A 13,660-nucleotide genomic window follows, 5' to 3' on the forward strand; every position below is an offset into this window, starting at 1 on the left:
GGCGGACAAATGGGACAACCAGAACGCCGGTACCAAAACACCGGGTCATAACCGCCCATCGTGCAAACCGGCAAAGCCTATCACATAAGGCCGGCGTGGCCGAATGCGGCTGACGCAAGACATTATCGGTCAACCGCGCGGGTGGTGTTTGGCATGCAAGTCCTGCAATCGCGCCCGGGCGACATGGGTATAGATCTGAGTTGTGGACAGGTCACTGTGGCCCAACAGCATCTGCACCACCCGCAAATCCGCACCGTGGTTGAGCAAGTGCGTAGCGAACGCATGACGTAACGTGTGCGGCGACAGCGACTTGCCGATCCCCGCGACCTTGGCCTGATGCTTGATGCGATGCCAGAACGTCTGCCGGGTCATCTGCTCGCCGCGCAGGCTGGGGAACATCACATCGCTTGGGCGTCCGCCGAGGAGTTCACTGCGGGCATCGCGCATGTAGCGCTCGACCCAGACAATCGCCTCCTCACCCATCGGCACCAGCCGCTCCTTGCTGCCTTTGCCCATCACTCGCAGCACACCCTGACGCAAATTGACCTGTTCCAGCGTCAGGCTGATCAACTCGGTTACCCGCAGGCCACAGGCGTAAAGCACTTCAAGCATGGCGCGATCACGCTGGCCGATCGCCTCGCTCAGGTCCGGCGCCTTGAGCAGTGCTTCCACGTCAGCTTCCGACAACGATTTAGGCAACGGCCTACCGAGCTGCGGCATGTCGACGCGAAGGGTCGGATCGACGGCGATCAGCTTTTCCCGCAGCAAATAGCGATAAAAGCCTCGCACACCGGAGAGAAATCGCGCAGTGGAACGGGGTTTGTAGTTTTGTTCCAGGCGCCAGGCCAGGTGATCAAGAATCAACTCCCGCCCCGCGTCCACCAGTTCCAGTCCTTTCTCCTGCAACCAGCCGTTGAACAGGGCCAGGTCACTGCGATAGGCATCACGGGTGTTGTCGGAAAGTCCTTTCTCCAGCCAGAGGGCGTCGAGGAATTGGTCTATCAAGGGATGATCGATGGCAGGCATGGGCACTCAAACGCGCAGCCTTGGGACTGCCGCAAAAAAATCAACGTGAACGGTAGATACGACCGCTAGTCTTTCATAGCCTGCAAATTCAAGGAACAGGGAGCAGCAATGAGCGAACAGCAGATTTTGTTGGCATTTGGCGGAATTGGCGCGGCGGCACTGGGGTGCCAATGGCTGGCGTGGCGCCTGAAGCTACCGGCGATTCTGTTTCTTTTGCTGACCGGGGTCTTGGTCGGCCCGGTATTGCATCTGCTTGATCCGCAGGAAATGTTCGGCCCATTGCTGATGCCGCTGGTGTCGCTGGCGGTGGCGCTGATTCTGTTCGAAGGTAGCCTGACACTGCACTTGTCAGTGTGGCGCGAGATTGGCAGCGTCGTTCACCGACTGGTCACCATTGGTGCGCTCTCGACCTGGGTAGTCATCGCTCTCGCCACTCACTGGCTGCTGGGTTTCGACTGGATGCTGGCCATCCTCTTCGGCAGCCTGACGCTGGTCACCGGGCCGACCGTGATCGTGCCGATGCTGCGCGTCGTGCGCCCGAAGGCCTCGATTGCCAACATTCTGCGCTGGGAAGGCATCGTCATCGATCCGATCGGCGCGTTGCTGGCGGTGGTCGTCTACAGCTTCATCATCGCCAGTGCCGAGGGCCACGGGCTCAAGGAAAGTTTGCTGACCTTTGGTGGCGTGATTCTGTGCGGCAGCCTGTTCGGTATTTTTGGTGGCTGGTTGCTCGGCACTCTGATTCGCCGCCAGTGGCTGCCGGAATACCTGCACAACCTGGCAGCGCTCGCGGCTGTGCTGGGGATATTCATCATCGCCAACGAGGTGATGCACGAATCCGGCTTGCTGGCCGTGACGCTGATGGGCATGTGGCTGGCCAACATGAAAGGCGTGGATGTGCGGCACATCCTGCACTTCAAGGAAAACCTAAGTGTCCTGCTGATTTCCGGGTTGTTCATTCTGCTGGCAGCTCGACTGGACCTGGACGCCATGATCGGTCTCGGGCCTTTGGTGCTGATTCTGCTGCTGGTCATTCAACTGATTGCCCGTCCTTTGAATGTGCTGATTTCTACCGCGGGCTCAAGCCTGAGCTGGCGCGAACGGGCGCTGCTGGGATGGATCGCGCCTCGCGGTATCGTCGCGGCAGCGGTGTCGGCGATCTTTGCGATTCGCTTGCATGAGGCCGGTCACGAAGGCGCGCTGCTGCTGGTGCCGCTGACCTTCGCCGTCATCATCGGCACCGTGGTACTGCAAAGTGCGACGGCGCGGCCATTGGCGCGCTTACTGAAAGTGGCTGAGCCGGCGCCGAGCGGCTTCCTCATCATCGGCGCCAATGGGCCGGCTCGCACGCTGGGCAAGGCGCTGCAACAGCTAGGCAGCCGCGTACTGCTGACCGACTCGAGCTGGGAGAACATTCGAGCGGCACGTATGGAAGGCCTACCGACTTATTTCGGCAACCCGGCCTCTCAACATGCCGATGCGCATCTGGATCTGGTGGGACTCGGGCATTTATTGGCGCTGTCACCGTCAGGCGAAATGAACACACTGGCGCTGATGCGTTTCCGACACGACTTTGGCCATCAGCGAATGTTCGGCCTGGCCAGCGGCCAGGAAAGCCGTCGCACCGACAAACATCGGACCAGCCTGGAGCATCGTGGCAATCAACTGGGCAGTGTGGCGCTGACCTACGGCAAATTCGCCAGTCAGCTCAGCCAGGGTGCCGAGCTGTACAGCACGACGTTGACGGATGGTTTCGGCTGGGAGGATTACCGGACGCTGCATGGCGATCGCGCGACCTTGCTGTTCCTGCGCGATGACAGTGGCTGGGTGCATGTGGTGACGCCGGACAGCTCGCTCAAGCCTGCGGCGGGATGGACGTTGCTGGCGTTGATTCAACCCGAGACGGAGTGATCCCAAAAGATCGCAGCCTTCGGCAGCTCCTACACGGACTCTGCATTCATCCTGTAGGAGCTGCCGAAGGCTGCAATCTTTTTCAGCATTACTAAATCGCAGGCAACAAAAAAGCAGCCCGTAGGCTGCTTTTTTCTGCATCGGAAGCTGGACTTAAGCCAGTTTTTCCTTGATGCGAGCTGCTTTACCCGACAGGTCGCGCAGGTAGTACAGCTTGGCTTTACGTACGTCACCGCGACGTTTAACAGCCATGCTGTCGATCTGCGGGGAGTAGGTCTGGAAAGTACGCTCTACGCCAACACCGTTGGAGATTTTACGAACGGTGAATGCACTGTTTACGCCGCGGTTACGCTTGGCGATAACAACACCTTCGAACGCTTGCAGACGCGAACGGTCGCCTTCCTTTACTTTTACCTGAACGACAATGGTGTCGCCCGGTGCAAAGGTAGGGATCTCTTTGGTCATCTGCTCTGCTTCGAGTGCAAGGATGATTTTGTTAGTCATGCTGTGCTCCTAAGGTAAATCGTCGGATTTACCATCGATACGTTGTTAACTATCGTCCCGCTCGCGGATGTATTCCTCGAGCAGCTTCTTCTCTTCTCCAGAAAGCGAGCGGCTTTCCAGAAGATCGGCGCGTCGTTCATAGGTCCGACCAAGGGACTGCTGTAAACGCCAACGCCGGATGTGCGCGTGATTGCCACTTAGCAATACGTCGGGAACACGCTGATCCGCATACACCTCCGGTCGGGTGTAGTGCGGGCAATCCAGCAAACCATCCGTAAAGGAATCTTCCTCGGCGGAGTCCGCATGCCCTAAAGCTCCAGGCAGCAGTCGTGTAACCGCATCGATCAGGACCATCGCCGGCAGCTCGCCGCCAGACAGTACATAGTCGCCAATCGACCACTCTTCATCGACATGAGCATCAATAAAACGCTCGTCAATGCCTTCATAGCGGCCGGCAATCAGGATCAATGCATCCAGATTCGCCAACTCGCGTACCGCCGACTGAGTCAGTTGACGGCCTTGGGGGGACAGGTAAATCACCTTCGCTCCCTCCCCCGCTACTGCCTTGGCCTGAACCAGAGCATCTTCCAGGGGTTTGATCTTCATCACCATGCCCGGACCACCGCCAAATGGGCGATCATCCACAGTGTGATGTCGATCCGTCGTGTAGTCTCGCGGGTTCCAACAGGTGAGCTGCAAGAGCCCCTGTTTCACCGCCCGACTGGTGATGCCGTACTCGCTGATGGCGGAGAACATCTCGGGAAACAAACTGATCACTTCTACGCGCAAGTTAGCCACGCTTAGAAGTCCGCGTCCCAATCCACCTTCATCTCGCCTGCTGCCAGGTCGATGGCCAACACGCATTGCTCGGTATACGGCAACAGGCGTTCGCGATCATCCAGGCTGCCAGCGCAAGGCTTGACCACCATTACATCATTCGAGCCGGTCTCCAGCAGGTGATCGATCTTCCCGAACAGTTGTCCGAGGGTGTCGATGACCTTGAGACCTTCCAGCTGGTACCAGTAGTACTCGCCGTCGGTCAGTTCAGGGAACAGGTTGCGCGGCACGCAGATCTCATAACCGGCCAGAAGACGAGCTTCTTCACGATCATCGAGACCCTTGAGCTTTGCGACCAGGAACTTGTCGTTCCCGCGTCCGCTGACCAGCTCTACCTGCTTTACATTGCCGTCACGCTTGAGCGTCCAGGTTTTGTAATCCAGCAGGTTCTTAATCGGATCAGTAAAGGAGTACACCTTCACTTCGCCGCGAACGCCGTGAACCGAGTAAATCTTGCCGATAACGATCAAATCATCAGCAACAGCTGGCGTCGCGTTCATATTGCTCAGGCCGCAGCCTTAGCAGATTCCTTCAACAACTGAGCAACGCGCTCAGAAGGTTGTGCACCAACGCTCAGCCAGTAGGCTACGCGCTCTTGGTTCACGGACAGACGGACTTCTTGACCACGAGCAACAGGGTTGAAGAAACCAACCTGTTCCTTGTGCGAACCGTCGCGCGGGTTGCGGCTGTCGGTTACGGTCAAGTGGTAAAACGGGCGCTTTTTGGAGCCGCCAAGGGCAAGACGGATTGTTAGCATGTGAACATCGTTCCTGTAGTCGGTGCTGCAAATCTAAAGGCACAGCGGGCATAGGTGCCCGAAAGGCCGCATATTCTAAGGAATATCCGGACTTTTGCAAATGACTTTTTCCGGCGGCCTATCGGTCGCCATGCAGATTTGCTATAGAGCCGTCGTTGAAAACGGCCGGTCAGCTCCCGCCAAGTGCGGGTTTGCTGTGTATCCCACGTCCGTGCGGGGCAGCGCCGACCTGATGGCCGGCGCGGATTCTTTACATTTTCGGCATGCCGCCGCCGGGTAGCATGCCACCCATGCCGCGCATCATCTTGGCCATTCCGCCTTTCGCGGAGAACTTCTTCATCATCTTCTGCATCTGCTTGTGCTGCTTGATCAAGCGACCGATGTCCTGCACCTGCGTGCCGGAACCCATGGCGATGCGGCGTTTGCGCGAACCGCTGATCAGCTCAGGGTCGCGGCGCTCGGCCGGGGTCATGGAGTTGATGATGGCTTCCATCTGCTTGAACTGCTTCTCTGCCGCAGTCTGGGCATTGCCCATTTGCGCCAGGTTCACGCCGCCCATGTTCGGCAGCTTGTCCATGAGGCCGCCGAGGCCGCCCATGTTCTTCATCTGTTGCAGCTGATCGCGGAAGTCTTCGAGGTCGAAGCCTTTGCCCTTCTTCAGCTTCTTGGCCAGTTTGTCGGCCTTGTCCTTGTCAAGGGTCGCTTCCGCCTGCTCGATCAGGCTGAGCACGTCGCCCATGCCGAGGATGCGCGAAGCAATACGCTCAGGGTGGAACGGGTCGAGCGCTTCGCTCTTCTCGCCCATACCGATGAACTTGATCGGCTTGCCGGTGATGGCACGCACCGACAGCGCGGCACCGCCACGGGCGTCGCCGTCGACCTTGGTCAGGATCACACCGGTCAGTGGCAGCGCATCGCCAAAGGCCTTGGCCGTGTTGGCGGCGTCCTGGCCGGTCATGGCGTCGACCACGAACAGGGTTTCGACCGGATTGATCGCGGCATGCAGCGCCTTGATCTCGCCCATCATCTCTTCATCGATGTGCAGGCGGCCGGCGGTATCGACGATGACCACGTCGATGAATTTGAGTTTTGCTTCCTTAATAGCCGCTTGCGCGATCTCGACCGGCTTCTGGCTCAGGTCGGATGGGAAGAAGGTAACGCCAACTTCACCAGCCAGCATTTCCAGCTGCTTGATCGCCGCCGGACGGTAAACGTCCGCGGACACGACCATGACCGACTTCTTCTTGCGCTCTTTAAGGAAGCGCGCGAGCTTGCCGGCGGTGGTGGTTTTACCCGCACCTTGCAAACCGGCCATCAGAATGACCGCTGGCGGCACGGCGCTCAGGTTCAAATCTTCGTTGGCCGCGCCCATCAGGCTTTCGAGTTCGGCCTGGACGATCTTCACGAAGGCCTGGCCCGGTGTCAGGCTGCGCGACACTTCGGTGCCGACGGCACGTTCCTTGACCGAATTGACGAAGTCCTTGACCACCGGCAGGGCGACGTCGGCTTCGAGCAACGCCATGCGCACTTCGCGCAGGGTGTCTTTGATGTTGTCCTCGGTCAGCTTCGCCTTGCCGGTGACATGGCGCAGCGTCTGCGAGAGACGGTCGGTTAAGTTTTCAAACATTGCGCGATCCTTTCAGGCCCTGTGTAGACCGGGATAATGGCGGCCCGGACCGGACTAAACATGTGCTCGGCGAGCCTGCGGCGTGGGCAGGTCGCGGATTATAGCGAAGACTGCGTCCGGCGGACACCTCGTCGTCAGCTTGCGTGGTCTTTCGTGCTGCGTGGGTTCTATGCCAAACTCAGCGCCTTTCGGGCTTGCCTAACAGGACTTATGCTCCCCTTGTCACCCAGTTTGCTTACCACCCTCGCCGCCGCTTGTTTATATGCCGCTGCGACTCTCTATCAAGGCACTCGCCTGGCCAACTGCGCCAAGGCGAACAAACGCCTGCTGGTCACGCTCGGTGTGCTTGCCGTGCTGGCCCACAGCGCCAGCCTGTTCGCCCACCTGTTGACACCGATCGGCCTGGGCCTGGATTTCTTCAGCGCCGCCAGCCTGATTGCCGCAGCGGTCATCGCCCTGACCCTGATCGCGTGTTCACGCATTCCGGTGGAAAACCTGCTGGTCTTGCTGTTCCCGCTCGGGGCCGCGACCGTGCTGCTGGCGCAGTTCGCCCCTGCCGGCACGGTGCAGATCATCGACGAGGCGCCGGGCATCCTGGCCCACATACTATTGTCGATCCTCGCCTACGGCATGTTCACCATTGCGGTATTCCAGTCGCTGCTCCTGCTCCTTCAAGACCATCAGCTAAAGCACAAGCACCCGTCCGGGCTGATCAAGAACTTCCCGCCGCTGCAAACCATGGAAAGCCTGCTGTTCGGTTTCCTGTGGGCCGGCTGGACGCTGTTGTCGATGTCGCTGATCTCCGGATGGCTGTTCGTCGACAACCTGTTCGCGCAACATCTGGTGCACAAAACCTTGCTGGCCTGCCTGGCCTGGATCGTCTTCAGCGTGTTGCTCTGGGGCCGTAACCGCCTCGGCTGGCGCGGACACAAGGCCATTCGCTGGACCCTCGCCGGATTCTGCCTGCTGATGCTGGCGTATTTCGGCAGCAAGCTGGTTCGTGAATACATCCTGCACATCTGACGGGCGGCATTAATGGACGAATTGCCCTTAGGGCCGATGATCGCCGTAGTGGTCCTGCTGACTTTATGGTCGGGGCTGTTTTCCGCCATTGAAGCCGCGCATCAACACTTGCTGGCCAAGCGCAACGCTTCCCGTTCTAGCGACAAGCCGCTGGCCAGACTGAGCTTCCCGCTCGACAGCCTGATCTTCTGCAATACCCTCTGTCGCGCATTGGTGGTAGTTATCTGCACCCTGCTGGCGATTTTCACCTGGGCCGAAAACGGTCCATGGGCAGCCTGCCTCGGCGCGACCGCCATCCTGTTGGTGTTTGCCGATTATTTGCCGCGCGCCCTCGCCGTCCGCCATCCGGATGCAATCCTCGCCTTTGGCAACAACCTGCTGCGCATACCGCTGAAAATCGCTTACCCGGCAGCCTGGTTGCTCAACAACTTCAGCCAACTGCTGATGCGCCCGTTTGCCCGCAAGGCCAAAGTCGTCCAGCAGAGCGAAGACGAGCCGCCGAACGACCAGCATGACGATCGCGAGCCTGCAGTCCATCGCCAGCATCCATTGCCAGGCATCCATGCGCTGGACAACATCACGGTCAACGACATTCTGGTACCGCGCAGTGAAGTCGACGGGATCAACCTCGACGACCCGATCGAGGACATCATCGAGCAATTGCGCAAAAACACCCGCACTCGCCTGCCGGTGTTCCACAGCGATATCAACCAGGTCGAAGCGGTGCTCAACACCCGGCAAATCGGCCACTTGCTCCCCGATGGCAGCCTGACCCTGGAAGCGCTGATGGCGGCCAGCCGCGAACCTTACTTCGTACCGGAAAGCACCCCGTTGCAACTGCAACTGCTGAACTTCCACAAGCAGCAGCGTCGCCTGGGCATGGTGGTGGACGAGTACGGCGAAGTGCTCGGCATCGTGACCCTGGAAGATATTCTCGAAGAAATCGTCGGCGAGTTCGAAAGCCAGCAAAGCCTCAATAATCCGCACATTCATCCACAGGCCGATGGCCGCCTGGTGATCGATGGTGCTGCGTCAATCCGCGAGCTGAACAAGAGCCTCGGCTGGCATCTGCCAAGCGACGGCCCGAAAACCCTCAACGGTCTGGTGACTGAAGCGCTGGAAACCATTCCAGAGAGCGCGGTATGCCTGAAAATCGGTCGTTATCGCCTGGAAATCCTTGAGACCGAAGACAATCGCGTCACCCGGGTATTGATCTGGCACACCGGCCCAGCCCCCGTCGCGACCGCCGTCAATTAAGCGTGTTTTCGCCTCTTGTTGAATCGTTAGCCACCTTCCTATAATCAAGGCGCTTACCCAAGCCTCGCCGGCCCCGTGCTTACCCCGCACACCGCAAGTTCCGGCCCGACCATCAGCAAACTCCGCAGCAAACCGACGACTGTTCCTACCTGGAACAGCGACCGTGCCTTCACCCACATCCCTGGGTTCTCGACCATAATAATTCGCTCCACTGGGGCACATGACTGTCAGGGATAACCGCATGACAACCAGCACGACTTACGACGACGCACCTGCGCAACCGACGAACTCCGCCACCCGCGTGGCCACCGCGAGCTTCATCGGCACTGCCATCGAGTTCTACGACTTCTACGTTTACGCCACCGCAGCAGCGCTGGTGATCGGTCCGGTGTTCTTTCCGCAGACGTCCGGCACGGCCCAGATGCTTTCGGCCTTTCTCACATTCGGCATCGCATTCCTTGCGCGCCCCTTGGGGTCGGCATTGTTCGGTCACTTCGGCGATCGCATCGGCCGCAAATCGACCCTGGTCGCCTCTCTCCTGCTGATGGGCGTGTGTACCACGCTGATCGGCGTGCTGCCGGGTTACGACAGCATTGGCGCTTGGGCGCCGATCCTGCTCTGCGTGCTGCGGTTCGGCCAAGGCCTGGGATTGGGCGGCGAATGGGGCGGCGCAGCTTTGCTCGCCACGGAGAACGCCCCCAAAGGCAAACGCGCCTGGTTCGGCATGTTTCCACAGCTCGGGCCTTCGATTGGCTTTCTTGCGGCGAACGGTTTGTTCCTGACCCTGGCCATGACGCTGAATGATGAACAGTTCCGCTCGTGGGGCTGGCGGATTCCGTTCCTGCTCAGCGCCGCGCTGGTGATGGTGGGTCTGTACGTACGCCTCAAGCTGCATGAGACCCCGGTATTCGCCAACGCCATGGCTCGTCAGGAACGGGTGAAAATCCCGCTGGTCGAGCTGTTCAGCCAATACTGGGTTCCCGTTCTGCTGGGTGCTGGTGCCATGGTGGTGTGTTACGCGCTGTTTTACATCTCGACGGTGTTTTCGCTGAGCTACGGCGTGGCGACACTCGGATACAGCCGTGAAACCTTCCTTGGACTGCTGTGCTTCGCCGTGCTGTTCATGGCCGCCGCTACCCCGCTGTCGGCGTGGGCCAGTGATCGCTACGGACGCAAACCGGTGCTGATCATCGGTGGAGTACTGGCGATTCTGTCCGGGTTCCTGATGGAGCCATTGCTGACACAGGGCTCGACCTGGGGCGTGGCGTTGTTCCTGTGCATCGAACTGTTTCTGATGGGCGTGACGTTTGCGCCAATGGGCGCTCTGCTGCCGGAGCTTTTTCCCACGCACGTGCGTTATACCGGTGCATCGGCGGCCTACAACCTGGGCGGTATTGTCGGAGCCTCGGCGGCGCCGTTCTTCGCGCAGAAGCTGGTGGCGATGGGCGGCTTGAGTTACGTCGGCGGGTATGTGTCCGGGGCGGCGGTGCTGAGTTTGATTGCCGTGCTGTGCCTGAAGGAAACACGGCATAACGATTTGAATCAGATCGCCTGACAGATCGCTATCGCGGGCAAGCCCGCTCCCACAGGGTTTGGTGTCGTTCACAAAATAGCAATACGACACATAGCCTGTGGGCGCTGGCTTGCCAGCGATGGGGCCCTCACTGACAAAACACAACTCAACTTTTCCCCCACCCATTGTCACCTCGCTCTACGCGCATCCGCTCATCCCCGCTATACTTCCCGGCTTTTCCTGAATAAATGCCAATAGGGTCCCGCCGCGCATGGATAAGACCTACCAGCCGCACGCCATTGAAACTTCCTGGTACAACACCTGGGAGTCAGAGAATTACTTCGCCCCGCAAGGCGCGGGCGAGTCCTACACCATCATGATCCCGCCGCCGAACGTCACCGGCAGCCTGCACATGGGTCACGGTTTCAACAACGCGATCATGGACGCCCTGATCCGTTTCCGCCGCATGCAGGGTCGCAACACCCTGTGGCAGCCGGGCACCGACCACGCTGGTATCGCCACGCAGATGTTGGTGGAGCGCCAGCTCGAAGCCAAAGGCCAGAACCGCCACGACCTCGGCCGTGAAAAATTTCTCGAGAAAGTCTGGGAATGGAAGGATGAATCCGGCGGCAACATCAGCCGTCAGATCCGTCGCCTCGGCTCGTCCGTGGACTGGAGCCGCGAGCGCTTCACCATGGACGACGGCCTCTCGGAAGCCGTTAAAGAAGCCTTCGTACGCCTGCACGAAGACGGTTTGATCTATCGCGGCAAGCGCCTGGTCAACTGGGACACCAAGCTGCACACGGCGATTTCCGACCTCGAAGTGGAAAACCACGATGAGAAAGGCTTCCTGTGGAACCTGAAGTACCCGCTGGCCGATGGCGCCAAGACTGCTGAAGGCAATGACTACCTGATCGTCGCGACCACTCGCCCGGAAACCATGCTCGGCGACTCCGCCGTCGCGGTTAACCCGAACGATGAACGCTACAAAGCCCTGATCGGCAAATTTGTCGAGCTGCCGCTGGTTGGCCGCCGCATCCCGATCATCGCCGACGATTACTGCGACCCGGAATTCGGCACCGGCTGCGTGAAAATCACCCCGGCCCACGATTTCAACGACTACGAAGTCGGCAAGCGCCACAACTTGCCGCTGCTGAACATCTTCGACAAGAACGCCGCGGTCCTGCCGGCCTGCCAGGTGTTCAACCTCGACGGCACGCTGAACGAAACCATCGATGGCAAGATTCCGGCTGAGTACGCGGGTCTCGACCGCTTCGAAGCGCGCAAGCAGATCGTTGCTGCGTTCGAAGCCGCAGGCCTGTTGGTCAGTGTCGACGATCACGGCCTGAAAGTGCCGAAAGGCGACCGCTCCGGCACCATCATCGAGCCTTGGCTGACCGACCAGTGGTACGTGTCCACCAAGCCTCTGGCCGAGCCTGCGATTGCCGCCGTTGAAGACGGCCGCATCCAGTTCGTACCCAAGCAATACGAAAACATGTACTTCTCGTGGATGCGCGACATCCAGGACTGGTGCATCAGCCGTCAGCTGTGGTGGGGCCACCGCATTCCGGCCTGGTACGACGAGTCGGGCAAGGTCTATGTCGGTCGCGACGAAGCCGAAGTACGTGCCAAGCACAACCTCGGTCCGGACGTGGCACTGCAACAGGACAACGACGTTCTCGACACCTGGTTCAGCTCGGGCCTGTGGACGTTCTCTACCCTCGGCTGGCCGGAACAGACCGAATTCCTGAAGAAATTCCACTCCACCGACGTGCTGGTCACCGGCTTCGATATCATTTTCTTCTGGGTTGCCCGGATGATCATGCTCACCATGCATTTGGTGAAAAACGAAGACGGCACGCCGCAGGTTCCGTTCAAGACTGTGTATGTGCACGGTCTGGTGCGTGATGGCCAAGGCCAGAAAATGTCCAAGTCCAAGGGCAACGTCCTGGACCCGCTGGACATCATCGACGGTATCGAACTGGAAGAGCTGGTGCAGAAACGCACCTCCGGCCTGATGCAGCCGAAACTGGCGAAGAAGATCGAGAAGCAGACCCGCGACGAGTTCGCCGAAGGCATCGCCAGCTACGGCACCGACGCCCTGCGCTTCACCTTCTGCTCGCTGGCGTCCACCGGTCGCGACATCAAGTTCGACATGGGCCGCGTCGAAGGCTATCGCAACTTCTGCAACAAGATCTGGAACGCCGCGCGCTACGTGCTGGACAAGGGCGAAGACTGCGGCCAGAACGGCGAAGCCTACGAGCTCTCGCTGGCTGATCGCTGGATCATTTCGCAGCTGCAACGCACAGAAGCCGAAGTGACCCGTCAGCTCGACCAGTTCCGTTTCGACCTGGCCGCACAAGCCTTGTACGAGTTCATCTGGAACCAGTATTGCGACTGGTACCTGGAACTGTCCAAGCCTGTGCTGTGGGACGAAAACGCGCCGGTAGAGCGCCAGCGCGGCACCCGTCGCACCCTGGTTCGCGTGCTGGAAGTGGCTCTACGTCTGGCGCACCCGTTCATGCCGTTCATCACTGAAGAAATCTGGCAGCGCATCGCACCGCTGGCGGGTATCGAAGGCAAGACGATCATGCTGCAACCTTGGCCAGTGGCCAATGAAACGCGCATCGATCCGGCCGCCGAAGACGACATCGAATGGCTCAAGGGCTTGATGCTCGGCACTCGCAACATCCGTGGCGAGATGAATATCGGCCCGGGCAAACCGCTGCCGCTGTTCCTGAAGAATGTCAGCGCCGAAGATCAGCGTCGTCTGACCGAGAACGAAGCGCTGCTGAAGAAACTGGCGCGCCTCGAATCGATCACCGTACTGGCGGCCGGCGAAGAAGCACCGCTGTCCGCTACCGCTCTGGTCGGCGAGATGGAAGTGCTGGTGCCGATGGCCGGCCTGATCGACAAAGGTGCTGAGTTGGCGCGTCTGGACAAGGAAATCCAGCGCCTGCAAGGCGAAGTGCAGCGCGTCGGCGGCAAGCTGTCCAACGCCGGTTTCGTCGACAAGGCGCCAGCTGAAGTCATCGAGAAAGAACGCGCCAAACTGGCCGAAGCCGAACAGGCTCTGGGCAAGTTGGCCGAGCAACATGCGCGGATTGCCAGCCTGTAACGGCAAATCGCAATGAAAAAGGGAGGCCCATGTGGCCTCCCTTTTTTATTCAAGCCCGTTTTTCTGTAGGAGCAAGGCTTGCCCGCG

At 59.5% G+C, this 13,660-nt stretch carries 11 protein-coding genes; 5 read left to right on the forward strand and 6 right to left on the reverse strand.

Features of this window, described 5'->3' with window-relative positions; translation table 11 throughout:
• Positions 1 to 129: 129 nt before the first annotated feature.
• Positions 130 to 1,026 carry a site-specific tyrosine recombinase XerD gene (xerD, locus tag ACW9JC_RS15890; RefSeq protein WP_457455939.1) on the reverse strand — a complete coding sequence of 299 codons (897 nt, stop codon included), beginning with the start codon at positions 1,024 to 1,026 and terminating at the stop codon, positions 130 to 132.
• A 108-nt stretch (positions 1,027 to 1,134) separates the two neighbouring features.
• Between xerD and ACW9JC_RS15895 the strand changes: the two genes are divergently transcribed.
• Positions 1,135 to 2,937, forward strand: a complete 1,803-nt coding sequence (locus ACW9JC_RS15895; protein ID WP_457455941.1) for a cation:proton antiporter — start codon at positions 1,135 to 1,137, stop codon at positions 2,935 to 2,937.
• Positions 2,938 to 3,090: 153 nt separating this feature from the next.
• Here ACW9JC_RS15895 and rplS read toward each other — a convergent pair whose 3' ends face one another.
• The 5 genes from rplS to ffh form a co-directional block, all read right to left on the reverse strand.
• Positions 3,091 to 3,441 carry a 50S ribosomal protein L19 gene (gene rplS / locus ACW9JC_RS15900; RefSeq protein WP_003175895.1) on the reverse strand — a complete coding sequence of 117 codons (351 nt, stop codon included), beginning with the start codon at positions 3,439 to 3,441 and terminating at the stop codon, positions 3,091 to 3,093.
• Between the two features lie 45 nt (positions 3,442 to 3,486).
• Complete coding sequence (trmD, locus tag ACW9JC_RS15905) at positions 3,487 to 4,239, reverse strand: tRNA (guanosine(37)-N1)-methyltransferase TrmD (RefSeq protein ID WP_046820359.1); 753 nt, start codon at positions 4,237 to 4,239, stop codon at positions 3,487 to 3,489.
• A 2-nt stretch (positions 4,240 to 4,241) separates the two neighbouring features.
• Positions 4,242 to 4,778: a ribosome maturation factor RimM gene (gene rimM / locus ACW9JC_RS15910; RefSeq protein WP_034149001.1), complete on the reverse strand. Its 537-nt coding sequence runs from the start codon at positions 4,776 to 4,778 to the stop codon at positions 4,242 to 4,244.
• Between the two features lie 5 nt (positions 4,779 to 4,783).
• The gene (rpsP, locus tag ACW9JC_RS15915) at positions 4,784 to 5,035 is read right to left on the reverse strand and encodes a 30S ribosomal protein S16 (protein WP_003198088.1); all 252 of its coding nucleotides are present in this window, start codon (positions 5,033 to 5,035) and stop codon (positions 4,784 to 4,786) included.
• A 250-nt stretch (positions 5,036 to 5,285) separates the two neighbouring features.
• Complete coding sequence (ffh, locus tag ACW9JC_RS15920; protein ID WP_338582825.1) at positions 5,286 to 6,662, reverse strand: signal recognition particle protein; 1,377 nt, start codon at positions 6,660 to 6,662, stop codon at positions 5,286 to 5,288.
• A 210-nt stretch (positions 6,663 to 6,872) separates the two neighbouring features.
• Between ffh and ACW9JC_RS15925 the strand changes: the two genes are divergently transcribed.
• From ACW9JC_RS15925 to ACW9JC_RS15940, 4 genes are all read left to right on the forward strand, one after another.
• The gene (locus ACW9JC_RS15925; RefSeq protein ID WP_416126309.1) at positions 6,873 to 7,685 is read left to right on the forward strand and encodes a cytochrome C assembly family protein; all 813 of its coding nucleotides are present in this window, start codon (positions 6,873 to 6,875) and stop codon (positions 7,683 to 7,685) included.
• A gap of 12 nt (positions 7,686 to 7,697) precedes the next feature.
• Entirely contained in the window at positions 7,698 to 8,942 is a 1,245-nt protein-coding gene (locus ACW9JC_RS15930) for a transporter associated domain-containing protein (RefSeq protein ID WP_457455944.1), read from the forward strand.
• Positions 8,943 to 9,183: 241 nt separating this feature from the next.
• A complete protein-coding gene (locus tag ACW9JC_RS15935) occupies positions 9,184 to 10,497 on the forward strand; it encodes an MFS transporter (protein ID WP_457455946.1) in 1,314 nt (437 codons plus the stop codon).
• 229 nt (positions 10,498 to 10,726) lie between these two features.
• On the forward strand, positions 10,727 to 13,573 hold the full coding sequence (locus ACW9JC_RS15940; RefSeq protein ID WP_457455948.1) for a valine--tRNA ligase: 2,847 nt from the start codon (positions 10,727 to 10,729) through the stop codon (positions 13,571 to 13,573).
• Positions 13,574 to 13,660 lie beyond the last annotated feature (87 nt).

It is taken from the genome of Pseudomonas sp. SDO5591_S426 (assembly GCF_054070755.1).

Coding starts and splice junctions, on each gene's coding strand:
- xerD (WP_457455939.1), bottom strand. CDS start 1,026: ATGCCTGCCATCGATCATCCCTTGATAGACCAATTCCTCGACGCCCTC.
- ACW9JC_RS15895 (WP_457455941.1), top strand. CDS start 1,135: ATGAGCGAACAGCAGATTTTGTTGGCATTTGGCGGAATTGGCGCGGCG.
- rplS (WP_003175895.1), bottom strand. CDS start 3,441: ATGACTAACAAAATCATCCTTGCACTCGAAGCAGAGCAGATGACCAAA.
- rimM (WP_034149001.1), bottom strand. CDS start 4,778: ATGAACGCGACGCCAGCTGTTGCTGATGATTTGATCGTTATCGGCAAG.
- rpsP (WP_003198088.1), bottom strand. CDS start 5,035: ATGCTAACAATCCGTCTTGCCCTTGGCGGCTCCAAAAAGCGCCCGTTT.
- ffh (WP_338582825.1), bottom strand. CDS start 6,662: ATGTTTGAAAACTTAACCGACCGTCTCTCGCAGACGCTGCGCCATGTC.
- ACW9JC_RS15925 (WP_416126309.1), top strand. CDS start 6,873: ATGCTCCCCTTGTCACCCAGTTTGCTTACCACCCTCGCCGCCGCTTGT.
- ACW9JC_RS15930 (WP_457455944.1), top strand. CDS start 7,698: ATGGACGAATTGCCCTTAGGGCCGATGATCGCCGTAGTGGTCCTGCTG.
- ACW9JC_RS15935 (WP_457455946.1), top strand. CDS start 9,184: ATGACAACCAGCACGACTTACGACGACGCACCTGCGCAACCGACGAAC.
- ACW9JC_RS15940 (WP_457455948.1), top strand. CDS start 10,727: ATGGATAAGACCTACCAGCCGCACGCCATTGAAACTTCCTGGTACAAC.